The organism is Streptomyces sp. NPDC034043 (assembly GCF_055575675.1).
The window spans coordinates 138603-163207 of sequence record NZ_JBVISF010000013.1 but is presented as its reverse complement, the minus strand read 5'-3'; the positions used below and the strand labels follow the sequence as shown (position 1 = coordinate 163207).

Below are 24605 nucleotides of genomic sequence, written 5' to 3'. Positions count from 1 at the left end.
GGCAGCATTCCCCCGCTCAGGAGCAGCACTGTGAAGATCGCCATTCTCGGTACCGGCGCCGGTGCCCGTCAGCACGCGGCCCGACTGTCCGCCCTCGGCCACCAGGTCATCATCGGCACCCGCAACCCCGAGGCCACCCTGGCCCGTACCGAGCCCGACATGATGGGCACCGAACCATTCGCCGCCTTCCACGCCGCCCACCCCGAACTGACCCTGGCCACCTTCGCCGAAGCCGCCGACGCGGGCGAACTCGTCATCAACGGCATCGACGGCGCCAACGCCGTCGCCGCCCTGACCGCCCTGCCCGCGGATGCGCTCGCGGGCAAGGTCCTGATCGACTACGCCGTCCCGTACGCCTACCAGCAGCCCGGCGACCCCGAGCACTCCTGGCCCACCCCGTGGGGCGAGATGCCGCGCCTGGACCCCGTCGACACCGACAGCCTCGCCGAACGGATCCAGCGCGCCCTGCCCGACACCAAGGTCGTCAAGACCTTCGTCACCCAGGAGCAGGAAACCGTCGTCAACCCGGCCGAGTTCGGCGGCGGCGACCACACCATGTTCCTCGCCGGCGACCACCAGGAAGCCAAGACCGCCGCCCGCGAACTCCTGAACTCCTACGGCTGGAACGACGTCATCGACGCCGGACCCCTCGCGGCAGCCCGAGGCCTGGAGATGTACGCCCACTTCCACACCGCACTCGGCCTCGCCCTGGGCGGCCGCTTCGGAGTCAAGATCGTCCGCTGAAGCGGGCCGCCATGTGAGCCCGGCACGGCTGCGACCTGCCCGAGCCCGGATCGGTCTGCGGCCGGCCGCACCGGTCGCGGATGCTTCGTGCTCCTGCGGGTCCGCCTCGCCGGCTGCTGCCCGATCCCGGCGGCGGACGGGGCGATCCCGCTGTCCTGGCTGATCGCGCATCGGCCCGGGAACGAGGCCGAACCGGTGAAGTCCTGGATGTCGAACCTGCCCGCCACCGCCACGTCACCTCGTCAAAGTTCGGGAGTGTGTCAGTGGTTGCTGAGAGCATCAGTTCATGACTGACCGCACTGCTTTGATCACTGCGTACTGGGATGCCGCTGCAGCGGCCTTCGATGATGAGCCCGACCACGGCCTGCGGGCTGGCCACACACGTGCTGCCTGGGCTCGACTCCTGCGTTCCTGGATGCCGACCGACCCCGTCGACGTGCTCGACATCGGTTGCGGCACCGGATCGATGTCCGTGTTGTTGGCCGAGGAAGGACACCGGGTCACAGGAGTCGATCTGGCCCCACGCATGGTCGAGCAGGCCTGTGCGAAGTTCAGCAGCGCTGGTCTCGAAGGCCGCTTCCTGGTCGGCGACGCGATGATGCCCCCGACGGGGGAACAGCGCTTCGGCGCCGTGCTGTCGCGGCATCTGGTGTGGACGCTGCCCGATCCGGAGGCCGCGATGGGTGAGTGGGTGTCCCGCCTGAGTCCCGGCGGCCGGCTGGTGCTGGTCGAGGGTCGGTGGAGGGAGGCAGGCGACAGTGGTGTGCCGTATGTGACCGGCGTGGAATCGCTGCCGTGGAACGGAGGAATCAGGGCAGACGACCTGGCAGCAGCAGTGCGGCCCCTTGTTTCCGACCTGCGCGTTGAGCCGCTCAGCGATGATCCGGATCTTTGGGGTGGCCCAGTGGACGATGAACGCTATGTCCTGATCGCTGACGTGTGACCTGCTGAGAACGGTCAGCCGCTGCGGCTTCGTGTTCACCGACGCCGGCTCGGGTGGTGGAGAGTCGGTAGGAGTCGGTGCGTGGTGCCCGGGGTGGGGGAGAGGGCAAGCTGGCGCAGTAGGAGTGAGACGCAGGCACGGCGGGTGTATGGCAGAGGTGATGACGAGCCGTGCGGCCCGGCCCCGGGGCACGAGTACTGGACCTGGTGGGCGGTCCGGTCCCTGGAGGGGACGCGGCACGACGCGATGGAGGCCGGGCACATGAGCTCCCGGGGCGGGCCCAGGGTGCTGACACCTGAGGCGAACCGCCCCCCTGCCTGCCTGTGGCGGGGGGCGGTGTTCACGGTGAGCGGCGGTGTCAGCGTCAGGTGTCAGGACCATTTCCGCCCGATCTGCGGGTCGGGCCAGGGCTGCGGTTGGGGTCGGTGCAGTCCGCGTCGGCATGGGTGCGGCTCCGCGACGGGGGTCCGCCGTGCCGTGCGGTACTACACGGCACATCGGCCGCGCGCCGACCAGGCTCCGCCAGGGTTTCCGTCGCGCCCGGTGCCGGGCTGGGGGCTCCGGATTGGCGGCGGGGGAGGACGGGCGGCCATTCGGCCTAACTTCCGTGACCGGGGGGAGGGCCGTGCTGTTGGGAGGGTGTCCGTGCCGCGCTACCCGCGGCGGGTTCAGTTTCCAAGGAGATCTCCATGTCGCGTTTCGTGAAGTCTGTAGCCGTGACCTTCGCCGCTGGTGCCGTGGTGGCCGGGGGCGCCGGGATGGCTGCCGCTGACGCCGTTGCCGAGGGCGCTGCCATTGGCTCTCCCGGCGTGCTGTCCGGCAATGTCGTCCAGGTGCCCATTCACATTCCGATCAACCTCTGCGGCAACACCGTCAACGTCGTCGGTGTTCTCAACCCGGCTTTCGGCAACACCTGCATCAACAACGGCGGCGGCTTCAAGGACAGCCACCACAAGGCCGACCACAACGGCGAGCACTGACGCACCACCGGTGTGACGCCCTGCTCAAAGCAGGGCGCCGGCCGTAGAACCGCTCGCTCACGGCGCGCTGCTGCGGGTCGATGGGCACGTCGGCCTGGCACAGCGAGCGGAGCGTGGTGCCCTCGGCGCGCAGCCTGCACAGCCTGATCACCGAGAACGGGCCGGCACCGATGAGGGTGGGCGAGGAGGCTCTCGTAGGCCGGCCGGTAGCAGCCGGGACTTCCGCGGGGTGGTCGGGCATGAACGCCTGGACGGTCTTGCCCCGGGCACCTCTTCCACGCCGAAGATGTGCGGCTGCCCGGCGGCAAGCGCCGCACTCAGATCGTTCAACCCCTGGCCGCCTGAGGCGCTTTTGAGCCTGGAGCAGGCGGACTATGTCCTGCACCGCCCTGAGCGGGTTCGGCGCCCTGGCCGCCCTCTACCAGGTCCTGGTCTACCGGCGGCCGGTTATCGGACCGTCTCCGGCCGGGCGGCTGGTGCGGCCCTCGGAGGAAGTCCAGCAGCACGGGGCCCGCGACGCGGGCGCCGGGCAGCCCGCAGCCTGACCGGCGCGAACGCGAGGAAGGGGGGAAGCGGCATGCGGCGGGACCCGAGAACGGGGCTCCGGGACCCGGCCTTCGGCCGGTCCAGAGGTGGTCTGACCAGCAAGATTCACCGGCCTGTGACGGCCGGAGCTGCGGCGGGCCCTCAGCGTGCCCGGGCGGGAGAACGGTCCCTCGGCTCGTGTGCGGTGCCGGGCGGCCGGTTCACGTTTCGGTTCGAGTGGTCCTGTGGTTCCGGTTCGGTCGCCCGGTGCTGGCGTACCGCAAGTGGTTCCGGTTCGGGTGCGGTGCACCTGTGGAGGACCGCGCCGCCGGCCGGTCCTGACGGGGTGTGCCACGCCTCGCACGTGGCGGTGCTCACGACGAGCACGGCGAGTGCGACCGTGATCAGCGGCCCGCCCGCGCCGGCCCCGGGGCTGGCGGACATCGAACGGCCGGCGGCCGAGACGGCGGGCGCGGGAGTACGCGTCGCCGCTCAGAGCACGGGCCGCCGGCTGTGGGGAGCGGCCCCGTCGGCTTCAGGCCGGCGGGGCCGCGTCTCAGACGGGTGCAGTGGCACGCCGCTTCAGGGTGCCGATGACCTCGTGCTACGGCGATCGGTGTCCGGGACTACTTGTTGTTGAGGCTGGTGTGGTTCCACCAGCCCTGGCGTCCGGCGGTGAAGGTGACCTCGCGGGTCCCGATCAGGCCCTCGTAGGGCTTGCCCGTGACCAGGGGGCTCGTCTTGACGACGCCCTTCGGGTCTTTGATGGCCGGGATGGTGACGGCGGTGGCGTGCTCGAGGTCGCTCTGCTCGAAGCCGACGGGCTGGGTGGTGGTGATGACCTCGTCCCAGTTCGGCGAGGCGGCGAGCTGGTGGGCGAGGTGGACCTCGGATCCCTCGCCGAAGGCGAGGTAGGTGAGGTGGTCGGGGTAGTCGGTGGCATCGAGGGGCTTGTAGTGGACGACGTCCTGCTTGCGGCAGGTGGCGGTCGTCTCTTCCAGGATCTTGGTGAAGGTGCGAGCGCCGGTGCTGTCGACGGTCACGCGCTCGAGTACCACGGGCAGCGAGTCGCGGCTGCCGTCGACGATCTCCTTGAGCGGCCAGTGGCCCTCGGAGAACAGGGAGTAGTACACGCGCCGGTCCTCGTGGTTCCCGAGGTCGTTGAGGTACTTCTTCCGCAGGCTCCCGTCCAGGCCGAACTTGGTGATCATCTGGAAGGCGTGGACGGCGACGTGGTAGAGCGGGAGGTGGTAGGCGAAGATCGTGTCGGTGCCGATGAGCAGGAACCGGTGGCCGTGGGCGGCGGCGTCGGACGAGGTGGTGGCGTCGGTGGTGGTCATGCGGGCACTCCTCCGGGTGGGATGGGGTGGGGTCGGGTGTTCTGTCGGCCGCCGGCGAAATCCGTCGGGCCGGCGGCGTGGCGGCGGCGCCAGAAGGCGTGCCGGGGCCATCGGTGTTCGAGGCCGTAGAAGGTGCGCCGGTTGCGCAGGTGGGTGGCGGTGATCGTGTCGAGTTCGGCGGCGTAGCGGCTGAGGGCGGTGCGGTCGCCGCCGAGGTGGCCATGGACCGCCTGGCCGGCCCGCATGCCGGTGTACAGGGCGGTGAGGATGCCCTGCGACGACAGCGGGTCGAAGGCGGCGGCGGCGTCGCCCGCGGCGACCCACCCGTCGCCGTGGACGGCGTCCAGGCGGACGGTGTGGGCGGGCGCGCGCCGTACGGCGGCGGCCGGCCACGGGTGCGCGGACACCCGGGCGCCGGTGTGGCGGGTGCGGGCCACGTCGGCGCGCAGGCTGGCGCTGCCCGTCCGGGGGGCCGGCAGGTCCGCGTCGGTGTACCGGGCGAGCAGCATGTGACCGGCGGGCAGCAGCGCCGTGTACCACCAGCCGTCCGGCACGGCCTCCACGAGGGTGGAGGCGTCCGGGGCCGGTGTGGCCGACGGGGGCAGGGTCAGGCAGAGCGCGACGAGCCGGTCGTGGACCACCCGGCGGGCTCCGGCCGCGGTGGCCAGGCCCGCTCGGCGGCCGGTGGCGTCGACCAGCCAGCGGCAGCGCACGGTGCCGCGCTCGCGGGGGCCGCGCAGCTCCACGGTCCAGGTGCCGTCGCCGGAGCGGCTTGCGGGACGGGCCGTGGTGCGTTCGGCCACGTCGGTGCCGAGGAGGCGGGCGCGCTCGCGCAGCTCCCGGTCGAAGCGGCCGCGGTCCAGGTGCCAGCCGTGGCCGTGCGGGTCGAGGATGCTGTCCTGGGCGACGAGGCCGTCCGAGCCCCAGGCCGACAGGTTCGCGTAGCAGGGCAGGTGGTGGCGCACGTCGAGGACGTCCTGCGTGCCGAGATCGCGGAGAAGGACCCGGGCGGCGGCCGGGAGCGCCTCGCCGAGGGGCGGAGGTCCCGTGGCGGCGTCGGCGAGCAGGACGGTGCGGCCGGCGCGGCGCAGTGCCAGGGCGGTGGCGGAGCCGGCCGGGCCGCCGCCGGCGACCACCACGTCGTACGCGGGCGCCGCCGCCCCGCGGTGACCGGTGGGGTCCACCGTCACGAGGAACCCTGATGGATGCCCGAGCCGTTGGCGACGTCCTCCCCGAAGGGGTCGAGCTTGTCGACGTAGCCGACGGTGATGTTCTCGGGGGCGATGCCGAGGTCCTCGGCGAGGTCGGTCCGCGCCGTGTCCTGGGCGGTGTCGTCGGCGGTCTGCGGTACGTGAAGGGTGACCAGGTTCCGCTCGTCCGGTACCCCCTCGAGGTTGAAGCCGGGCACGGACTCGACCTGGAATTGCGGCGGGTACCGGTTGTCGCCGACGGTGTAGCGGCGGGTCTCCACGACGCCGAAGCGGTGCCACTCCGCGGCGGCCTGCTTCAACTGCTCCTTGTAGGTGCCGCGCAGGCCCCGCAGCCAGGAGGCCCGGTTGGCGAACGCCGCCGCGCGCTCGTCCTCCGAGGGTGTGAGGCCGCCCTCCTTGTTGACGATCCGGAAGTCGCGCTCGGTCAGCACGTGGTTGGGCACCCGGGCGGGCCAGAAGGTCGGCAGGTGGGGGTCGTACCGGGCGCCCAGGCCGGCGGTGGACTCGTAGCCCGAGCGGCAGCTGGCGGTGTCCGTCTGCCAGGGGATGGCCATCCACCGGGTCAAGCCGCCCGGGCCCTGGGCGTGCAGGGGGCCGTCGGCGGCCAGAGCCTTCTCGGGAGTGAGCTCCTCGCCGTAGTCGGGCTCCGCCTGTTCCTCGGGGCGGTGCAGGATGCGGAACGGTTCGGCGAACATCGTCGCGTGCCGGATGGGCCAGGTCACCTCGCAGCCGGGGTGGAAGGCGTCGGCGAGGCAGAAGTCGAGGGCGGCACGGTCCAGGAGCCCGGGCTGCTCTGCGAGGGGCGCCTCCTCCAGGTGGCGCGGGAAGCCGGGCCCGGGGGTGTCGACGAAGTCGCCCTTGGACCACCTGAGCAGCATGTCCATCTGGAGGGCCGACAGGGTCATGTACTGCCGTGGTGACTTGGGGCGGCTCGCCATGCCGTCGCCGTAGAACCACGGCCAGGTCATCGGCGCCAGTCCGTCCCGCTCGTAGTCGCGCATGGCGGTGTACACCTGGCGGCGCAGCTCGCGGTAGGTGGTGCCGGGCTGGGAGAGGCGGCGCTGCAGTTCGGTGGTGGTGAAGTCCTGCGGGCCGTCGCAGCCGAAGTGGGTGGCGAAGCCCTTGTTGACTCACTGCAGATGGCTGAAGCGCTCCAGGAGGGGCGCGATGTCACGCTTGAAGGAAACCTGGGCGGGCCGGGGCAGTTGGCCCGTGCTGACGAAGACGTCGAGGAGCAGGTCATAGAGGGTGCGCACGGTCTTGATGTCCGGTGCGTAGTTGGGCGGGCCCACCACGACCCAGGCGGGTCTGACCTCGATGGGGCGGCCGCCCACGGTGACGGTGGCGGTGACCGGGCCGTCCGAGATGTCGTCGTACCAGCCGTCGTTGTTGCCGAACGAATGCAGTGGCTCGTTGTTCTTCGCAGCGGACCGGCCGGAGCCGCCGAGCACCACGAGCCTGCCGCTCTCGTCGGTCTGCATCCGGCCCAGCGGGACGGCGATGCCCTGGAACATGCCGCCGGTGAACTCCACGCTCTGGCCGGTGCCGGCGCGCAGAGTCTTGCGGCCGGGGTCGATGACGAGGCTGCTGCGGTCGATGCCCTTGTTGCGCCTCGGCGTGCTGCGGCCCTGCATGTCAGGGATGTCGAGGGCGAGGCTGAACTCGTACCAGGCGGCCTTCTGGTTCGCGACGTGGACGCCCCACTCGATCGAGGCGTTGTCATTCGTGAGTTCGCGTACGACCCTGCCGCGGCTGTCGTAGCCGTAGATGCGAAAGCGGGCGGCCTGACGCTTGAAGGCGCCGGTTTCGTCCTTGAGGGAACCGGCCGGCATCGGGTCCGGGTCCGGTGTCTCGGGGCCGTAGTACCAGCCGTCGTCGCGGGTGCTGTTGCCCACCCGGGCCACTCCGATCGCGGGGTGGATCTTCGCGTAGGCGATGTCGTCACTCATGGTGGTTGCGGGTTCCTTCCGAGAGAGTGCAGGCCGCAGGGGCGTGGTGCCGCTCCTGCGGGTGGGCGGGTGGTCAGGAAGACGGAGTCGGTCTCCCTGTTCGCGAGGAGCCCGGCAACGAGCTCGTCCGGGCGGTGCTGGGACGGTCGGCCGCGTAGCCGGTGGCTGCCGCCCGTGGCGTTGTCCTGATCGGTCCTGGGCGGCGCCCAGGCGGTCTCGATCGGTGACGGGGTCGGTGGGCATGCCCTTTCCGTGGCCTGCTCGTTGACCATGTAGTAGCGGTCCCCCGCCCGCCCCGGTACCGCCAAGGGCCCTCCTCTGGCCCAGTCGGGTGACCCGTTCACCGGGGAAACGATCAAGCCGCACGGCCATCTGGCCAAGCGCACGACCGGGGCGCACGAGAGCGCCGAACACCCGCCCCGCGGCGCATCTGGGAAGCGAACGGATGGATCACGCGGCGTCGTCACATGGCGGATTCGGCAGCCGGGCAGGGCTGCGGGTGCCGGGGCCTCCCGGCGCCGGTCCAGACCGTGTGCCGGTCGCGGCCACCCCGCAGATCCTGCGGGACTTCTTCGCGCCGTCCGTCACCGACCAGGCAGGAGTCACCGCATGAGCGAGGAAGCCGCCGGGGCCCACCCGGCACCAGGGGTGCCGGAGGAAGACGGCCTGCTCGCAGAGGCCCGGCGACTGCTGCCCGACGTCATCGGCCTGCGCAGGGACCTGCACCGCGATCCGGAACGGGGCCGGCACCTGCCCCGCACCCAGGAACGGGTCCTTGAGTGCCTCGCAGGTCTTCCCCTGCACGTCACCACGGGCACATGCCTCAGCTCGGTGACAGCCGTCCTCGAGGGCACACGTCCGGGCCGCACGGTGCTGCTGCGCGCCGACATGGACGCGCTGCCCCTGCACGAGGACACCGGCCTGGACTTCGCCTCCCGCATCCCCGGCGCCATGCATGCGTGCGGTCACGATCTGCACACCGCAATGCTCGTCGGCGCCGCCCGCCTCCTCACGGCGCGACGGGAGGAGCTCGCGGGACGGGTGGTGTTCATGTTCCAGCCCGCCGAGGAGAGCGGCGGCGGCGCCGCCGACATGATCGAGGAGGGCCTCCTGAACACCCCCGACGGACACAGCGTGGACTCGGCCTTCGCCCTGCACGTCACCACTCGCTTCAAATCCGGCACCCTTCACCTGCGGCCGGGCCCCATGTTCGCGGCCTCCGACCTGATCCACCTCACCGTGCGGGGCCGAGGCGGCCACGCCTCGGCGCCCCATCTGGCACTGGACCCCATCCCGGTGGCCTGCGAGATCGTCCAGGCCCTGCAGAGTTTCGTCACCCGGACGGTGAACGTCTTCGATCCCGCCGTGGTCACCATCGCCCGCATCGAGGCGGGCACCACCACCAACATCATCCCGGCGACGGCCGAACTCCACGGCACCTTCCGCACCCTGACCCCCGACACACGCCGCCGGGTACGCGCGGGCATCGAATGCGTAGCCCGCCACATCTGCGCCGCGTACGGAGCCGAGGCCGCCATCGAGCTGTACGAGGGCTATCCGCCGCTGCACAATGAGCCGGCGTTCACCGCTGCCGTGGGTCAGGCCGTTGCCGCACGGCTGGGACAGGGCATCGTCCACGACCTCGCCGAGCCGGTCATGGGTGCCGAGGACTTCGCCTACGTTCTCGAACGCGTCCCCGGCGCCATGGCCTTCCTCGGCGCCCGCCCGCCCTCGTCACCGAGCCGGGACATCCCGGACATGCACTCCGACCAGGTCGTCTTCGACGAGGATGCCATGATCACCGGCATCGCCACACACGCAGCTGTCGCCCTCCACCACACCAGCCCACCAGGAGGGTGAAGCCACCGGACGCCCGGCGGCACATGCCGTCGGAGAAGCTTCCCCCATCACTCGCATGACCACAGGAGGACGCCTTGATCACCGCGCACCACTGGATCGACGCCCTCGGCCTGGAAGCCCACGTGGAAGGCGGATACTTCCGTCGGACCTTCCAGGCAGACCACCGCCCGCGCATCAAGACTCCGGTTGGTGAGCGCTACACGCTGACCTCCATCCACTACCTGCTCACCCACTGGTCGCCCGTCGGGCACTGGCACCTGAACCGGTCCGACATCCTGCACTTCCACCACCACGGCGAGCCGATCACCTACCACCTGCTCCACCCCGACGGCCGCTACACCAGCGCCGTTCTCGGACAGGACACCGGCCAAGGACAGGTGCTCGCCTTGGCCGTGCCTGGAGGGGTCTGGAAGGCCTCCCACCTCACCTCCGGAGACCACGCCCTGATCAGCGAAGCCGTCGCGCCCGGATTCGACTACGCCGACATGACCCTCGGCCGGTCCGACGAGCTCGTGACGCGATTCCCCGCGCACGCCGACCTCATCCAGCGCTACTGCCGGCCGGCCCACGGCTAGCTTCAGTCTTTTCGAGGGCGGTGAAGTACTGCTTCATCGGGCGGTCGCGCATGCCGTCTGAAGCGGGGGCGAGCATGTCGGGCGATGTAGCCCAGGGTGTCGCCGTAGTGGAAGGCCGGCACAGCGGGCCGTGCGTGCACCGTACGGGTGACCGTCGGTGCGCCGGGGTGTCCGCCCGCGGGCCGACCGCGCTGCCCGCCCCCGCAGGTCGTCCCCCGCGCAGCGCCACGGCCCCTCGGGCCGGCTCAACGCCCGGGATCAGATGTCGGAGCTCCAGACTTCGGGACCTCCGCCTTCCCAGCGGATGGGCCCGTCCTCGGAGAGGTCCACGTCCTCCAAGCCGGCACGGCGCAGGAACTCCGACACATCACCGGGTGTGTACGCGCGACCGAGGTCGGCGTCCACGCCCAGCGCGTGCACGGTCACTTTGCGCCCGCCCTTCGGCGACACGGGGTGGATGACGATTTCCGTCTGGTCGGGCATGTGTCCAGCCTGCGCCTGGATCCTTCGCGGGGCACCTTGAGGCTCGGCCGCCTCCGGCGGCGGGGCATCGCCCGCGCCCTTTCCTAGCGGACCGGCCGGGCCCGGAACCGGGGCCACCGCCGATCCGGACGCCAGTGCCGACGAGGAGGTGCAGCATCCGCAGCGTGCGCATGGCGTTGGTGGTGCGCGCGGCCGTGATGGGAGGGCGCCGCGCCAGCCGGCGGAACAAAGTCCGTCTCGATCGCGTCCAGCCAGCCGACGGCCTCGTCCTCGGAGAGTTCCGGCCGCACGGGTGATGCCCTGGGCGAGCCGGCCGTCGTCCTGTTGGGCGAAGAGCTCGTCGGTCGGAGCCACGAGCCGCGCCGTCGCCGGCGCGAGCGCCTCCATCGCGTCGACCTCCGGGTGGAGCCGAGCCCGAAGGTTCCCAGCAGGTCGCCGCCGTGCGGGACGGCGTGGAGCCAGCCGGGCTCCGGGTCGTACCCGTGCAGGTCCGTCTCGACCGTGCCGTGTGTCCCTTCACCGCTTGCCGCCGCGCATGAAGGTCCTCAGGGGCAGGTGGCGTGGTGACCGGACGCATGACGTGCGCACCCTTGAGGGGTGAATGGTCAGCGTGTGGACCGGTTGCTTGCGGGCGGCCGGTCCACGGATGCTCCTGGCTTTGCCGGTCAGAGCTTGCTGCGGGTCCAGGTCGCTTTGTAGCACTTGCAGTCTTCGTAGTACTCCCACTGGGAGTCCTGGTTCTTGCTGCCTGTCAGGAATGCCTTGGACGGCTTGATCTTGCGCTCATCGTGCAGCTGAGCGCTTTCGTTGTAGACCTTGACGGTGTAGGGGGTTCCCTGGCCCTCGCTGGAGAACCAGAGTTCCTTCGGTGCTCGTGCCGGATTCGTGGGTGAGACGTCCTCCGTCATCTCCCCATCGATCTCGATCTTTTGGTTCTCGATACGCTCCCAGTCGCAGCCCTCGTGCTTCTGCATGACTTCGTCGATGGTCAGGGCCATCTTGTAGGTGCCGCCTACGTTCCATACGACGGCGTAGTCGTGGGTCTCGCGAGTTCGACGGCGTCGCCCTCCAACGTCCTGAGGGTGTAGCCGATGATCGAGTACCCGTCGTGATTGCCCATGCACAAAGGGTCCGCACGCGCCCAGCACTCTCGCGGGCCGGCACTCCCTCAGCTGGGCCATCCTGTTCACCGCGGAAACGATCACCCAGACGCTCATCTGGGCAGGCTCACGAGAGGGGCGCATTCTCTCGCGCCCGACGGAGCCGTACCGCTCAGCCGACCACGACCGGTGGATCAGCCCCGCCCAAACCAGGTGCTTGCGGCCATCTAGGTGACGGGGATTCGTTCCTGCGTTCGGGCCGGGCGATGTCTGCGCTGACCGCACCCTGTCTGTCGCTAACGTCACCCCGACCCCGCCCCTCTCGCCGGCAGGCATCATCTCCCGGTGGTGCGTGCGCTCCTTGCTGCTCGGAGCCCCGCTGGCCGGGCAGATCCGATCGCGATGGCCGTCCGACGTTCGCCCCGGACACCGGACGTCAGGGCGGTGCTGCGGGACGAGGGCGTAAACGTGAACCGCGAAGGAGTGCCATGGCCCCGACGACAATCGACCACACTGTCCGCAAGCACAGCCCGCAACTCGCTTACACGATGGTGCAGGCCGCCGCTCTCGCCTACAAGGACGAGCCAACGATCGAGAAGACGGCCAGGGAGTGGGGTTTCGATCGGCTCCGTCACCACCAGACCCGGTTCACGCCGCCGTTCCCGCTGCAGGACACCCAGGCGTACACGATCGCCAGCGACAAGATGATCATTACCGGGTTCAGGGGGACCGAACCGGCGCAGATCAAGGACTGGCTCTCCGACGCCACCACCCCGCCCCACCCGGGCCCCGGCAAGACCGGCTACGTCCACTACGGCTTCGGGCAGGCCCTGGACTCCATCTACCCCACGGTCAAGGAAGCCCTCGCCGACTTCCGGGACAATGACCAGAGCATCTGGTTCACCGGACACAGCCTTGGCGGCGCCCTGGCAATGCTGGCCGGCTGCCGCATGTATCTGGAAGCCCCGCACCTGCAGGCCGACGGCATCTACACCTACGGCCAGCCCCGAACCTGCGACCGCCTCCTGGCCGCAGCTTGCAACAAGGGCTTCAAGGACCGCCTGCACCGCTACGTCAACAACAACGACATCATCCCTCAGCTCCCTCCAGAGCCGGCGTACACCCATGTGGACACACTGCACTACATCGACTCCAGCGGCCGTGTCCGCTCCAGCATGCCGCTGATGAGCGCGCTCACCGACCGGGTCAAGGGCGCGACCGCCGACCTCCTCGCCCCGGCCAGCGACGCTTTGCGCGACCACCCGATCAAGCACTACGTGGCCGCCATGGAGAAGAACCTCACCTGATCCTCCCAACGCACGTGTACGCCGGCTTACGGCTCGGTCCGCGATTGATGCTGGGTGTCGCTCCGTCTCGGGAGCAGCTGATCTGGGGTGTTGCGACGAGCGTTGACCAGCCCGGGGTGTTGTGATGTGCGGTGCTCGGTCGGGATATTCGCTGGTCGCCGCTTGTTGATGGTGGTCATACTGCAGCGATGGATCCAGTGACTCTCGAGACCGACCGTCTGCTGTTGCGGGCATTCACACCTGTCGACGTGGATGCGGTGTACGAAGCCTGCCAGGACGAAGACATCCAGTTCTACACCCCGGTGCCGGTGCCGTACCGGCGTGCGGACGCGGAGGAGCTCGTCGGCGAGAAGCTGCCTGCTCAGTGGGCCGAGGACAGGGACTACACTCTCGGCGCGTTCCGCAAGGACACCGGCGCCCTGGTCGGCTCGTACTGCCTGACCCTGATCAGTCGCGGCGTCTGGGAGCTCGGTTACTGGGCGGTCAAGGAACAGCGCGGACGCGGGTACTCGGTGGAGGCCGCTCGGGCCCTGTGCGACTGGGGCTGGGCCACCCTCGACGTCCACCGCATCGAGTGGTGGGCCATGGCCGGGAACACCGGCTCGCGTGCCGTCGCCGAGAAACTCGGCTTCACCGTCGAAGGGACACTGCGCAATCGCAGCATCGCCAACGATGGCAAGCCGCACGACTGGTGGGTGGGCGGACTGTTGAGGCCCTGATGCTCGGGCTTGCCTGGACGCCTGGCCGACCAGCCTCTCCGGAGAGCCCGGTCACTGACGAAGACACAGGTCAGGGGCGTTGCCCCTGCCGGAGGAGCGACTGAAGCGACTCACCCTCCGGTATGCGAGGACGTTCCTGAGCCCAGGCGTGACACAGACGCCGAACAACAGCCGGCCCCGAGCTGACCTGGGCGCACGAGGCTGCGTGACCACCCTCAGTGCTCACGGATCCTTGACCACCACCGGCCGCCCACCGTGAAGGCGTTCACCGGCCCTGGATTCGGCAGAGTGCGACGCTCGCACTCATCGTCGATACGAGCAACCAGCCGGCCGAGATCGCGCCGGGCACCGCGAGGGAGGTGAAGCATGACCTCTTCCAGATCATCGCGGGCATACTCCACCTCCAGTCCGGGCTGCCAGACCTGGGGTGCCTTCAAGTAACGGCCGGGCTGCCTGAACGCCCAATCGAAACGAGCAAGCGCGTCAGCAACTGCACCAGGCCACATCTGCTCATCCTCAACACGGCGGACAGCTGCACGAGTCTTCGCGGAAACGCCCCGGATCCGCCGAACTGCAACGTGTCTGCCAGGCCGCCACAGCTCAGCACGGACGGCCTTCGGGCGCCTACACGGCATCGCCCCTTCTGGTCAACATGCCGGCATCCTGCCACGAACGAGGCTGACCCCGCATGCACGATCGAGCCCCCCGCCACTCGGGGTGCTCATGATTTTTTTACGGGACTCGACGTCGCTCCGAAGGGACTCGTCACCACTTTCGGTGCACGGTTGCCTTGCTGCCGGTCACCAAGCTTGCCGGCGGAACGTCATCGGCCACGACCGCGCCGGCGGCAACCACGGCGTCACGGCCGATGCTCACGCCGGGCAGGATGGTGGCACCGGCACCGATCCACACGTTCTCCGCCACGTCGATGGATGCGCCGGTGAGGTACAGACGCCGCTCCTCGGGATCAACCGGGTGACCGCTGGTGATGAATGTGACCCTCGGTCCGACCATCACGCGCTCGCCGAGACGGATCCCGGCGTAATCCAGGAACGTGCAGTTCTGGTTGATGAAGACGCGTTCGGCGAGGTCGAGGTTCAGGCCGTGGTCCGTGAAGAAGGGCGGATAGATCGTGACTTTCGGCGGCAGTGGCTTGCCGAGGATCTGTTCGAACAGTTCCGCTTTGCCTGCTTCGTCTTCGAAAGGCAGGACGTTCAGGCGGGAGGTGAGCTCGGTGACCCGCAGGACTCTTTCGGCCATGGCTTGGAACTCGGCGCTGTGGATGCGCATGAGACGGTCGCTGGACATGCCACGGTCCTTTCTGTGTACCAGTGACTGGACAAGAATTTTTTGTGACGCCAGCCTGGACACCCTCGCGACGGCACTTTATGGGAAGACCGACGACCTGCTGAAGGCGTCCCCGCATCTGGCGCCATGGCGGTCCGGCCGTGGGATCGCCCCGCAGCTCACCGACGCCGAACTCCTCACGCCTGCGATGATGCAGGCCATGCTCGGCTTCACTTCCGGGCCGCCCCTCCCGGTCAGGGCCGGACCCGGCAGGGGTCGACGTCGTGGGGTTCTTGACCGCCGCGCACGGCCGGGGCGTCGGCGTCGACCGGTCCGTCGCCGTCCTCCTGGCCCAGCAGGGCGCCGCCGCGCCGACGGCCGGATCGGCGGCCACGGCCGGGTTCCCAACGCCCGGCCCCCCCGCCCCCGCCCCCAACCCGCCCGCCAGCAGGGTGCTGGGTACACAACCAGGTCGACGGGGGCTGATGCGATATCCGATTATGCGTTCATGCCCCTGAGAGAGACCCTTGCTCGAGTCGATGCAGACCTGGCCGCCGGCCGGGTTCCCGTCGCGCGCCAGCGTTTGCGTGGCCTCGTCTCGTCCTTCCCGCACGACCTGACGCTCCGTCGGCGCCTGGCCGAGGTGTACCGGCTGTACGGCGATGCCGCCGAGGCCGGGCGCTGGATGTACCTCGAAGTGGACCGCGATGCCGACGAGACCGCCGCCTTCGAGGCGCGGTACCGGTGTTCCGCCTGGCGGATGAAGGCTCTCGCCTGGCGCGGCCCTGAGGCGATGGCTGCCACCCCCTTCGCGGAGAAGCAGCTGGTCGCAGTGCGGACGGCCTGCGCCGGACAGGTGGGGCACCCCGTCGACTGGGACGATCCCGACTCCTACCGGGACGGCCTGGAGGGCGAGGACGAGGAGGTACCGCCCACTCCGTGGACGGTCCGCGACGTGCTGTCCGGCCTCGGCTGCCTGGTGGGAGCCCTCGTGGTCCTCGCGATCTGGGTGAACGGCCTCGTTGTCCTCTTCGACTGACCCAGGTCACCCAGGGGTCAGGGGGAGCGCCGCTCAAGGAGGTCAACACCAGCGGGGCAACGCTTGACCTCAACCATGGTTGAGGGGCGAGCCTCGTGGCATGAGCACTCACGAGACGATGGCTCTTCTCTTCCGGAACACCATGCGCATCACCGACGGCCACATGGAGGGTTTCCGCAGCGCCATCGCCAGGGCCGTGGCGTTCGCGGAGCGGCACGGGCCACAGCTGATGGTGCAGACCTTCGTGGACGAGGAGCGGATGCTCGCGCACAGCTTCCAGCTCTACCGGGACTCCGACGCGGTCCGCACCCACTGGAAGCTGGCAGACCCGTACATCCAGGAGGTGATGGAACACTGCCAGGTGGAGTACTTCGAGGTGTTCGGCGAACCGGACGCCGATGTGGTGGCAGGCATGAAGTCGGCACTCGGCGACCAGTGTGCGCTTACGTTCAGCCCGCGCATCGCCGGGTTCGTCCGTTTTGCCACCGCACCCAGCACGTAGCCCCGGCCTCTTCTGACCTCGAAACAGGGCTCACCATGCTGCAGCTGCGGTCCAACGTGATGGAATCGTGGGCGAGCACGGCGAGGACCAGGAGCGCGGCGCCGAACCGGCACGGCCGCCGCTCACCGCGGCCCACGCCCGGGTGCACCCCGGCGTCAAAGGAGCGGGTCGACTTCAAGGCCGCCGCGCACGCCAGCGCGCTCGGCAAGAGCCCGCTCGTGCCAGTCCTGTCCGTAAGCCTCGTCGGGCGTGACCCACGTGGTGGGGCAGGCCGACTGGCTCCATTGCAGCGAGCCTGTGGTCGCGCCCGTTGCCGATCACGCCGCACCGGCAGGGCTCACCACGCTCGGCGAGCGACCTCACGGGAGAAGGGCGCCATTGTCCCCGGCCCCCGGCGGGGGACAGACCGGGGACGTGTCCGCCTGGTCTTCGCTCGGGCTTGAGATGCTGACGCTCGGACGTAGAGACGGTACTTGCCGCCGACTCACCTGAGTCGGTGGTAGCCGGCAGCCATTCACATGGCCCACCGCCCTCACATCCCAAGACGTCGAAAGGGAGGCGAGTTCCCGGACGGGAGATGAACACCGCCGGTTCACGGCTCCAGCCCTTCGCCTCCGTGGCTCGGATCGGCCGAAACACGCTCGCCGGCGAGATCGCCAACCTCCTGTGGTACCTCCTCGCCCTCGGAGGCTGGCTCGTCCCCACCTACCAGAACCACGTCTACGGCCGCACCCTGCGCCTGCACCTGCCCCCGGCCGCCACCCCGAGCGCGGAACACACCGAACTCTCCACCCGCCACCGCCGCCTCGAACTGCACTACACCTGGCCGACCGGCCCCGGCCGCCGCACAGCCCTTACCCGGCTCCTCGACCGTCACGACACCGACCTCGGGGACGCGGCCGCCCTGCCTCCGGGCCACCGTCTCGAAGCACTCCACCCGTTCCTGACCGCACGGATCCTCGGCGTCGTTCGGCCCGAGCCACTCACCACCGACGACCTGCTCCTGGTCCTGGCCAAACTCGCCGAAGCCCAGCACCTCCCCTACAGCGCCCCGTTCACCCGCACCGAGGCCCTGCGGGCCCTCACCTACCCGTTCACCACGTGGGAGCAGACCGATGAGACCGCCTGGGCGCCCACGCCCGCGACCCCAAGCTGACCATCCACTACCGCACCAGTCGCGTCGTCACCCCCTCGATGGTCCAGCGCCGGTGGGGCCGTATGATCAACGTCTCCAGCGTCAACGCCCGCACCGGGCGCCCCGGCCCGAGGACCAGATCGCCCGCCAGTGCGTCCCGCGCCGAGGCCAGTCCGAAGACGTGGCGGCCGCCATCGCCTTCCTCGCCGGCCCCAGCGCATCGTTCATCACCGGACAGTCGTTGCACATCGACGGCGGCTTGTGCCTCCACTGAACCCGCCGCCACCACTCACCGAGGAGAAGGACCTTATGAAGGAGCGCGTTCGTGCCGTCTTCGTCACTCCGAACGGCACCACGCTTGTGATCAAGCGCGTCCGCCCCGGCATCACCCCCTACTGGGTCATCGTCGGCGGCGGGGTGGAGGAGAGCGACGCCTCCCGCGAGGAAGCACTCCTGCGCGAGGTCCGCGAAGAGATCGCCGGCGACGCCGAGATCGTCCGCCTCCTCCACGAGATGGAGAACGCCCAGGGTGAGAAGGAGTTCTTCTACCTGGCCCGCATCAACACGTGGGACTTCGAGAACCGCACCGGACCGGAGTTCGCCCGCAGTGACCGAGGAGAGTACATCCTCGAGGAAGTCCCGCTTACCACCAAGGCCATCGCGGACCTGAATCTGCTGCCGGGGGAGATTTCCACGGTGCTGTGCCAGGCCCTCAACAGTGGAGACCTGCTCGCCATGTAGGACCTGCCAGGGGCAAGGTGGGCTGCGGCGGCAGTCATCCACAGCTCGAGGCTGCCTGCCGGATCGCCGCTACGCGGCCGAGTGCGTGAGACCTGCCGTACAGAGGTCTCTCGAACACCCGGTCTTGCCGAATTCGGCCAAGACGGCACATTGCCGCCAATCCCCGGTGAACTGGTCACAACGCCGCTGACCTCCAGCTACACAAGACCACGGGGGCAATCGTCCGCTCCCCCATGACGGGCCGGACGGGGGACGGGACACTGTGCTCACGATCAACGTGGCGGTACTCCTGGCGGTCGTCGTCATCCTGCGGCTACGCCGCCGCACCGAAGCCCGAAGTCGGTTCGACGAGAAGTTGACCGTGGTCATCGTCCTGGCGCTGGGCGTCATCCTCGCCCCCACCGACGTCGGCCAAGGCATTGCCGGCTTCACCGGCCAGCTGGTCAGCGGCGTCTCCCAGGCCGGCCAGTGACCGGCGAACCGCATTCCCCGAAGCAGGCGGCCCGCAGCCGTCCTACCGCTGCTTTCCCCGGGCGGGGCAGGTGAGCGGCCGCCGTCCGATCCGGCGCTCCCGCCGCCGGCCCAGCATGACGCGGCGGCGGAAGAACCAGCGCATGGAGCAGGTCGTCCTCGCCGCGCTCCGGCCGGGCTCAGCCTGGCGGTCACCGCGCTGCGGTGGCTGGCCGCACACCCCTGGATCGTGGCCGCCGCACTGTTCGTGGCCGCCGCGGGAGCCGGAGCCTGGGCGTGGCGGCGCAGGGAGGCCGCCCGGTGGGAGCACGTACGGGCGAGCGGCATGCGCTACCCCCTCGGACAGCTCGACTCTCTCCATCACCGGGCGTTCGAGTTCGCGGTGCGGGACCTGATGCGCCGCGACGGCTGCACGGACGCGCGGCAGGTCGGCGGCCGCGGCGACAGCGGCGCCGACGTCAAAGCCACCGACCCCTTCGGGCGTCGCTGGGTCATCCAGGGCAAGCACAGGAAGGACGGCTGGTCAGGGAAGCCGGTCGGCACCCCCGACCTCCAGGTCCTCAACGGCACCGGCCGCCAGGTCCACGACGGCGACGTCCTGGTCATGCTCACCAACGGGCGCATCACCGCCAACGCCGCCGACTTCGCGAAGTCCCAGAACCTCCACCTGGTCGACCGCCACCTCCTCGCCGAACGGGCCAGCGGATCCCGCCCCCTGTGGGACCTCCTACGCGCCCTGCCCCCGGCAGGCCGCCGAAAGACTTCCTGAAACACAGGATCACGAGCCGTCGCACGGAGTAGCTGGACACCGCTGCGAACGTCATGCGTCACGCCCGGCGAAATCCGGGTCTGCGCCCTGACACGCGTAAGGCCTTCAGGGCAGCGTCACCTTCTGCTTCGCCCGCGCCGCAGGCGCCAGCGAGTAGTCCGTGGGTGCCGGTTCGTCTGGCTGGCTTCTGCGGCTGGACCGCCGAGCGGGTCGGTGTCTGCCTTGGCGGCCCGGACCGGACCGGGTCCCGGCGGGCACCGGTGAGCACGAAGGCGGACGAGGACCCCTGACTGCCGGCCGTTGGTGTCGGCCGGTCGATGTCCGTGGGGGGTGGTGAGCGCGGACGCCCGCGCGTTGTGAGGCCCGCCGACCGAAGGCCTGACCGTTCCGAACGACCTGGGCCTGTCCGACCGGCTCGCGGCCCTGGAGCAGCTCGGCGTGGGGCGACACGGCAGCCGGCTGGTGACCATCACCAGGGACTGCAGGCCGGCCAGTCGGGGCGCGGCAAGAGCCTCGAGGAGCTGCGGCAGCGCCGCGAGGACGACATGATGCGCGACGAGGGCGTCCTGCGCGACGACGAACTCTGACCTCCGCCTCCCCCGACACAGAGCCCGGCCGGCCACCTGTCTCACCCCCGGCCGGGCCCTGTCACGCCTTGGTGGGGTTTGCCACCCTCGCAGAGAGACCTGCGGCAGACTCTGCCTGCGGGGCCCGCACTCCCGGGGAGGCGGGGGGGGGCAGCCGGGGACCGTCCGGGGGGCTGACGATCCGGGTCGCGGACACCGCGGCGGCCCGAAGGGTCAACAGTGTGACGGCGACCAGTCCGGGCGGTGTTCTCTGTCCGGGCCACGGGGCAGGTTCACAGGGTTCGTGTCATGACCGTGCCGACGAAACTGGCCGCCCTCGTCGATCGCGGAGACGTGATCGGCGACGAGGGCCAGTGGCGCCGGATCCGTGACCTCCCGAAGGAGACCACCGCCTGGGGGGAGGGGGGAGCCGATGGTCATCGTGGCGTGGGAGGAAGGCGGTTTCGCGTTTCCCCGCCCAGGACGAACTGCTGCTTGGACGGCCGGGGTCCGCCTGAGCTCCGCGTATCGAAGGCCGCGTCACCCGCCTGGGCGTGCCAGGGCCGGCCTGCGCGACCGCGACGGTCCTCGACACCCTGCCCGAGCACGCCGAAGACACTGTCTGGGACGTCATGGACGCCCCCGTCGGCGGACGTGCGCTAAGCCGCCGTCGGCTGGCTCCCACCGTCATCGGGACTTGCAGCTGATGCCCGCATACCCGGCTGGGGGAGTGGCTCTTGCGCAGCGACGGGACGCAGGACCATGAGTGAGTCTTCCAACGTCGCCACCATGGTGAAGGGGAACCGGTCGTTCTCAAGACAGAGTGCAACGTCGTCAGAGGGACTTCCTGACGTATGCCCTGCGCCAGCTCGGCGGCGGCGGGTGACTCGGCGGCTCGGCGGAGGAACTCGGCGGAATCCGTGTCGGGCTCGGTGACCCTGCGGGCGATGTATTGAGCACAGGCCAGGTCTTCATCGGCCTGCCCGTCGTCGCCGGTGACCACGAACGTGACACTGTCACTCGTGTGCGTCCGCAAGAGCCGAGCCGTTGCCTCCGCCACCACGAAACTGGCGCACAACACCAGCGACGCCTCCTTGACCGCGAGGGCGCCGACCGTCCCTGCCGTGGTCTTCTGCACAACGGTCCGTCCGCCGAGGTCAACAGCCCGCAGCAGGCCCGCCGCAGTCACCCCATCGGGACTCCCGTTCGATCTGCCGTCTTCGAGATCGGTACGGGTAGCTACCGCTTACGTGTCGGGATGCCGCGGCAGGGCGAGCCAGTCCGGCCAGGAGATCTCTCGGCCGAGGAAGCGCGGCCGCTCGAACGGCCAGTCGGCGGCGATCCACTGCGGCACCAGAGCGTCGAGGGCCTGCTCGACCTTGCTGCCCACCAGATCGTCCACCACCCACCAGGAGATCTCGCCGTCCGCGCCGGCCCTCTCCGGTGGGTCGATGTAGACACAGCCGAGCAGAACTGTCTCCGCCGCGTCGAACAGCGCGTAGTTGAAGGACTGGTGCGCGGCGATCTCCTTCTCGTGCCGCAGAAGGTCGGCCTGGTCGGCCTCGTAGGTCATGGTGGCCGCGGGCCAGCCCCAGGCCGGGCCGAAAATGGACCACAGCCGCTCGCGTGAACCCATCACAGCCGGATAGTCGAGCGGGGTGTCCGCCTCCCGGATCGGCCGCAGGTGATGACCACCGCCCGGCAGCGGTACCAGGACGGGGTGGACGAAGCCATCGGGAAGCCAGCTCATGGCGCCCGACCGTAGCAGCGCGCGGCCGTCCGCTCCCCTGGATTATCCCCGCATACCGCCAGGCCCTGTTCTCATGCCGGGCAAGGCCGCGATCACCCGATCGAGACACCCGTTCGACCGGCAGACTCATGATCGGTATGGCAACGGCTTCTCACGCCAGCCTGGTGCGCTGGTGGCGTGACCAGGTCACCGTCGCCAGCAGCGGGCCCCACAGCAAGATGCGGCGCAGGCGGCGGCAAAGAGGGCCTCACCGGCTGAGATGCCGGAGGCCGGGCCGGGGCCGGTCAGCAGCCCACCGAAGAAGAGGACCCCCCACAGGACGGTGACCGCTCGAGGCCGACGGCTACTGATGTCGCCGGCTACGGATGCGGGTGGGTTGAGGGCTGAAACCTGGGCAGGTGCTGACTGGGCGGGGAATCTCGAACCTTCGATTGACGAGGAGGAGCCTTGAGTGACTTCCAGGCATCGAGCCGCCGACAGGACAGCAGCGCGGCGGCGGTAGCGCAGACGGCTCAGGACAAGGCGAGCGAGGGCGCCGCACTGGTTGGCGGCAAGGCCGCCGAGGTAGGCGGGACGGCGAAGGAGCAGGCGGCCAATGTCGTCGGCGAGGTCACCTCCCAGGCCCGCAGTCTTACCGGCGACCTGCGCGATCAGCTCCAGGGGCAGGCACAGACGCAGACCAAGAGCCTCGCGGACAACATGCGCCGGCTCGCACAGGAGCTGCAGGAAATGAGCGAGAGCGGCACGTCCGACTCCACCATGGCCGGTGTGGCCCGCAAGCTGGCCGACGGCGGCAACGCGGCCGCCGACCGCATCGAGCGGCGCGGGCCCGGCGGGCTGGTCAGCGACCTGCAAGACTTCGCCCGCCGCCGCCCCGGCGCCTTCCTGGCAGGCGCCGCCATCGCCGGGTTCCTGGTCGGCAGGGCCGGCAAAGGAGTGGGCGCAGCCGCCTCCGCGGACTCCGGCACGGACCATGGCAGCGGGCCGGGGGCCGGGCCGGGGGCTCGGACTGACGGAGGCGCTCCACCGGTCGAACGCTCCGGCATACCGGCCGGCTACGACGACCTGACCGACACCTACGGCCAGTCACAGCCCCCGCATGTCGTGCCGACTCCGCCTTCTTACCCGCCGGCCAGCGGTGGGCAGCCCCACGGCGGCTCGCCACGCCCGGTGGAAGGGATGTGAACTGTGGCCACCGCATACCAGGAACGGCCGACGCGCCACGCCCCGCCTCACCGTCAGGCTGCCGAGCCGTCGATCGGGGATCTGGTCGAGGCGATCGGCCAAGACATGTCCGGGCTGGTCCGCACCGAGATCGAACTGGCGAAGGCCGAGCTCACGCAGGAGCTCACCAAGGCCGGGAAAGCGAGCGGGCTGCTGGGAGGCGCCGGCTACGCCGGCCACATGGCGATGCTGTTCGCCAGCCTCACGGTCGTCTTCGCGATGGCCAACGTGATCCACATCGCCTGGGCCGCGCTGATCGTCACCGCCCTGTGGGCCGCCGTCGGCGCGGCACTCTACGTGAGCGGACGTGCGGGCTGGCGCAATGTCCACCTCAAGCCCGAACAGACCGTGGAGTCGCTGAAGGAGGATGCGCGATGGGCCCGACACCCGACGAGCTGAGGACCGACGCGGAGTACCGGCGCGCGCACCTGGCGCGCAACGTGGACGCCCTCGCGGACAGGATGACCCCCCGCAGGATGGCGCAGCGCAAGGTCACATCGGTGCGCCACCGGGTCAGCGGAGTGAGGGAGCGTGTGATGGGCACGGCACAGAGCACGGCGCACGGGGCCTCCGAAGGGCTGAGCCAGGTCACCGACACCATCGCGGAAACCGCGAGCGATGTCGGCGGGACCGTGAGCGAGACCCTTCAGCAGGCGCCCGCGCAGGTGAAACGGCAGACCCAGGGGAGCCCTCTGGCCGCCGGGCTGATCGCCTTCGGCGCCGGCATGCTCACGGCCGCGCTCGTGCCGGCCTCCGAGGCCGAGGAACGTGCCGGACGGCAACTGAGGGAGCACTCCGACGAGCTGCTGGAACCCGTCAAGCAGACGGTCGCCGAAGCAGTCCAGGAGGTCAAGGAGGAGATGCAGGAGCCCGCGGCGCAGGCCGTGGAAGCGGTGAAGTCCACCGCCAAAACCGCCGCGGAGACGACCAAGGACCACGCGCAGAGCGCCGGCCAGGAGACAGCGCAGGAGCTGCGCCAGGTGGGTCAGGACGCAGCCGAAGAAGTGCGCCGCACCCCCGGTACCCCCGGTACCCCCGGTACCCCCGGTACCCCCGGTACCCCCGGTACCCCCGGTACCCCCGGTACCCCTTGAGACCACCTCGACAGGGGCTGCTGAGAACGATGCGGGCTCGCGGCATCCCGCGGGCCCGTCCTCACGGCCCGGTCTCCACGAAGGGCTTCTCCTCGTGGAGGGTTCATCTCGTGTTCGGCCTCGGTGATGTCGGGGCCGGACACGGCAGCATCGCAGTTCTCGTCGATGATCGGTTCGCGTCCGACGCGGACGTCTTCACGGCGACGGGGACGGTCTGCTGCACTTCCTCGGTCACGACGTACTCGCGCAGCCTGGTGCGGCCGGCCTCGCAGCGTCCGGTGCCGGCTCTCC

Annotated in this window: 26 protein-coding genes and 3 pseudogenes; 19 read left to right on the top strand and 10 right to left on the bottom strand. The window is 70.0% G+C overall.

Annotation, left to right across the window (positions count from 1 at the left end):
* The first annotated feature begins 30 nt into the window (after positions 1–30).
* The 4 genes from ACZ51S_RS27550 to ACZ51S_RS27535 all read left to right on the top strand — a co-directional run bounded on the left by ACZ51S_RS27550 (position 31) and on the right by ACZ51S_RS27535 (position 3212).
* Positions 31–744 (top strand): NADPH-dependent F420 reductase, encoded by a 714-nt coding sequence (locus ACZ51S_RS27550; RefSeq protein ID WP_468962284.1) that lies wholly within the window; start codon positions 31–33, stop codon positions 742–744.
* 286 nt (positions 745–1030) lie between these two features.
* Positions 1031–1687, top strand: coding sequence for a class I SAM-dependent methyltransferase (locus ACZ51S_RS27545; protein WP_468962283.1), 657 nt, complete (start codon positions 1031–1033; stop codon positions 1685–1687).
* 689 nt (positions 1688–2376) lie between these two features.
* On the top strand, positions 2377–2667 hold the full coding sequence (locus ACZ51S_RS27540; RefSeq protein ID WP_468476037.1) for a chaplin: 291 nt from the start codon (positions 2377–2379) through the stop codon (positions 2665–2667).
* Between the two features lie 374 nt (positions 2668–3041).
* On the top strand, positions 3042–3212 hold the full coding sequence (locus ACZ51S_RS27535; protein ID WP_468962281.1) for a hypothetical protein: 171 nt from the start codon (positions 3042–3044) through the stop codon (positions 3210–3212).
* Positions 3213–3818: 606 nt separating this feature from the next.
* On the opposite strand, the gene ACZ51S_RS27530 is transcribed toward ACZ51S_RS27535, so the two are convergent.
* The 4 genes from ACZ51S_RS27530 to ACZ51S_RS27515 all read right to left on the bottom strand — a co-directional run bounded on the left by ACZ51S_RS27530 (position 3819) and on the right by ACZ51S_RS27515 (position 7692).
* On the bottom strand, positions 3819–4532 hold the full coding sequence (locus ACZ51S_RS27530; protein WP_468476040.1) for a hypothetical protein: 714 nt from the start codon (positions 4530–4532) through the stop codon (positions 3819–3821).
* Positions 4529–5722, bottom strand: coding sequence for a tryptophan 7-halogenase (locus ACZ51S_RS27525; protein ID WP_468962279.1), 1194 nt, complete (start codon positions 5720–5722; stop codon positions 4529–4531). The genes ACZ51S_RS27530 and ACZ51S_RS27525 overlap by 4 nt, the downstream gene beginning before the upstream one ends.
* Positions 5719–6744, bottom strand: coding sequence for a LodA/GoxA family CTQ-dependent oxidase (locus tag ACZ51S_RS27520; protein WP_468962277.1), 1026 nt, complete (start codon positions 6742–6744; stop codon positions 5719–5721). The genes ACZ51S_RS27525 and ACZ51S_RS27520 overlap by 4 nt, the downstream gene beginning before the upstream one ends.
* Before the next feature lie 129 nt (positions 6745–6873).
* Positions 6874–7692 carry a LodA/GoxA family CTQ-dependent oxidase gene (locus tag ACZ51S_RS27515; protein WP_468962275.1) on the bottom strand — a complete coding sequence of 273 codons (819 nt, stop codon included), beginning with the start codon at positions 7690–7692 and terminating at the stop codon, positions 6874–6876.
* A gap of 609 nt (positions 7693–8301) precedes the next feature.
* Between ACZ51S_RS27515 and ACZ51S_RS27510 the strand changes: the two genes are divergently transcribed.
* On the top strand, positions 8302–9552 hold the full coding sequence (locus tag ACZ51S_RS27510) for a M20 metallopeptidase family protein (protein WP_468962273.1): 1251 nt from the start codon (positions 8302–8304) through the stop codon (positions 9550–9552).
* A 74-nt stretch (positions 9553–9626) separates the two neighbouring features.
* Positions 9627–10127 (top strand): cupin domain-containing protein, encoded by a 501-nt coding sequence (locus ACZ51S_RS27505; RefSeq protein WP_468476044.1) that lies wholly within the window; start codon positions 9627–9629, stop codon positions 10125–10127.
* Between the two features lie 258 nt (positions 10128–10385).
* Here ACZ51S_RS27505 and ACZ51S_RS27500 read toward each other — a convergent pair whose 3' ends face one another.
* Both ACZ51S_RS27500 and ACZ51S_RS27495 read right to left on the bottom strand, forming a co-directional pair.
* Positions 10386–10610 carry a hypothetical protein gene (locus ACZ51S_RS27500; protein WP_468476045.1) on the bottom strand — a complete coding sequence of 75 codons (225 nt, stop codon included), beginning with the start codon at positions 10608–10610 and terminating at the stop codon, positions 10386–10388.
* A gap of 665 nt (positions 10611–11275) precedes the next feature.
* Complete coding sequence (locus ACZ51S_RS27495; protein WP_468962271.1) at positions 11276–11827, bottom strand: hypothetical protein; 552 nt, start codon at positions 11825–11827, stop codon at positions 11276–11278.
* A 371-nt stretch (positions 11828–12198) separates the two neighbouring features.
* On the opposite strand from ACZ51S_RS27495, the gene ACZ51S_RS27490 reads away from it, so the two are divergent.
* On the top strand, positions 12199–13017 hold the full coding sequence (locus tag ACZ51S_RS27490; RefSeq protein WP_468803380.1) for a lipase family protein: 819 nt from the start codon (positions 12199–12201) through the stop codon (positions 13015–13017).
* Between the two features lie 188 nt (positions 13018–13205).
* Positions 13206–13736, top strand: a complete 531-nt coding sequence (locus ACZ51S_RS27485) for a GNAT family N-acetyltransferase (RefSeq protein WP_468803381.1) — start codon at positions 13206–13208, stop codon at positions 13734–13736.
* Positions 13737–14501: 765 nt separating this feature from the next.
* On the opposite strand, the gene ACZ51S_RS27480 is transcribed toward ACZ51S_RS27485, so the two are convergent.
* Complete coding sequence (locus ACZ51S_RS27480) at positions 14502–15044, bottom strand: DapH/DapD/GlmU-related protein (RefSeq protein ID WP_468476049.1); 543 nt, start codon at positions 15042–15044, stop codon at positions 14502–14504.
* On the opposite strand from ACZ51S_RS27480, the pseudogene ACZ51S_RS27475 reads away from it, so the two are divergent.
* From ACZ51S_RS27475 to ACZ51S_RS27440, 8 genes and pseudogenes are all read left to right on the top strand, one after another.
* Positions 15043–15261 (top strand): annotated as a pseudogene (locus tag ACZ51S_RS27475) (hypothetical protein); the annotation flags it as partial. The gene ACZ51S_RS27480 and the pseudogene ACZ51S_RS27475 sit on opposite strands and share 2 nt — an antisense overlap.
* Before the next feature lie 270 nt (positions 15262–15531).
* A complete protein-coding gene (locus ACZ51S_RS27470; RefSeq protein ID WP_468962321.1) occupies positions 15532–16062 on the top strand; it encodes a DUF6584 family protein in 531 nt (176 codons plus the stop codon).
* 100 nt (positions 16063–16162) lie between these two features.
* Positions 16163–16564, top strand: a complete 402-nt coding sequence (locus tag ACZ51S_RS27465; RefSeq protein WP_468962269.1) for a hypothetical protein — start codon at positions 16163–16165, stop codon at positions 16562–16564.
* 577 nt (positions 16565–17141) lie between these two features.
* The gene (locus ACZ51S_RS27460) at positions 17142–17720 is read left to right on the top strand and encodes a hypothetical protein (protein ID WP_468962267.1); all 579 of its coding nucleotides are present in this window, start codon (positions 17142–17144) and stop codon (positions 17718–17720) included.
* Complete coding sequence (locus ACZ51S_RS27455; protein WP_468962265.1) at positions 17680–17973, top strand: SDR family oxidoreductase; 294 nt, start codon at positions 17680–17682, stop codon at positions 17971–17973. Before ACZ51S_RS27460 ends, ACZ51S_RS27455 begins: the two co-directional genes overlap by 41 nt.
* A 35-nt stretch (positions 17974–18008) precedes the next feature.
* Entirely contained in the window at positions 18009–18440 is a 432-nt protein-coding gene (locus ACZ51S_RS27450; RefSeq protein ID WP_468886589.1) for an NUDIX hydrolase, read from the top strand.
* Positions 18441–18702: 262 nt separating this feature from the next.
* Positions 18703–18912 (top strand): hypothetical protein, encoded by a 210-nt coding sequence (locus ACZ51S_RS27445; protein ID WP_468476056.1) that lies wholly within the window; start codon positions 18703–18705, stop codon positions 18910–18912.
* 228 nt (positions 18913–19140) lie between these two features.
* A complete protein-coding gene (locus tag ACZ51S_RS27440) occupies positions 19141–19680 on the top strand; it encodes a restriction endonuclease (RefSeq protein WP_468962263.1) in 540 nt (179 codons plus the stop codon).
* A 1225-nt stretch (positions 19681–20905) separates the two neighbouring features.
* On the opposite strand, the pseudogene ACZ51S_RS27435 reads toward ACZ51S_RS27440, so the two are convergent.
* Together ACZ51S_RS27435 and ACZ51S_RS27430 are read right to left on the bottom strand one after the other, a co-directional pair.
* A pseudogene (locus ACZ51S_RS27435) lies at positions 20906–21471 on the bottom strand (2-phosphosulfolactate phosphatase); the annotation flags it as partial.
* A 21-nt stretch (positions 21472–21492) separates the two neighbouring features.
* Positions 21493–21996, bottom strand: coding sequence for a GNAT family N-acetyltransferase (locus ACZ51S_RS27430; protein ID WP_468803389.1), 504 nt, complete (start codon positions 21994–21996; stop codon positions 21493–21495).
* A 447-nt stretch (positions 21997–22443) separates the two neighbouring features.
* On the opposite strand from ACZ51S_RS27430, the gene ACZ51S_RS27425 reads away from it, so the two are divergent.
* Genes ACZ51S_RS27425 through ACZ51S_RS27415 form a run of 3 tightly spaced genes read left to right on the top strand, consistent with a single transcriptional unit; the run spans position 22444 to position 24314 of the window.
* Complete coding sequence (locus ACZ51S_RS27425; protein WP_468962262.1) at positions 22444–23181, top strand: hypothetical protein; 738 nt, start codon at positions 22444–22446, stop codon at positions 23179–23181.
* 3 nt (positions 23182–23184) lie between these two features.
* On the top strand, positions 23185–23619 hold the full coding sequence (locus ACZ51S_RS27420) for a phage holin family protein (RefSeq protein WP_468476060.1): 435 nt from the start codon (positions 23185–23187) through the stop codon (positions 23617–23619).
* Positions 23595–24314, top strand: a complete 720-nt coding sequence (locus ACZ51S_RS27415) for a DUF3618 domain-containing protein (RefSeq protein WP_468962260.1) — start codon at positions 23595–23597, stop codon at positions 24312–24314. Before ACZ51S_RS27420 ends, ACZ51S_RS27415 begins: the two co-directional genes overlap by 25 nt.
* A 70-nt stretch (positions 24315–24384) precedes the next feature.
* On the opposite strand, the pseudogene ACZ51S_RS27410 reads toward ACZ51S_RS27415, so the two are convergent.
* Positions 24385–24597: pseudogene (locus ACZ51S_RS27410) on the bottom strand (DUF2382 domain-containing protein); the annotation flags it as partial.
* Between the last annotated feature and the right edge of the window lie 8 nt (positions 24598–24605).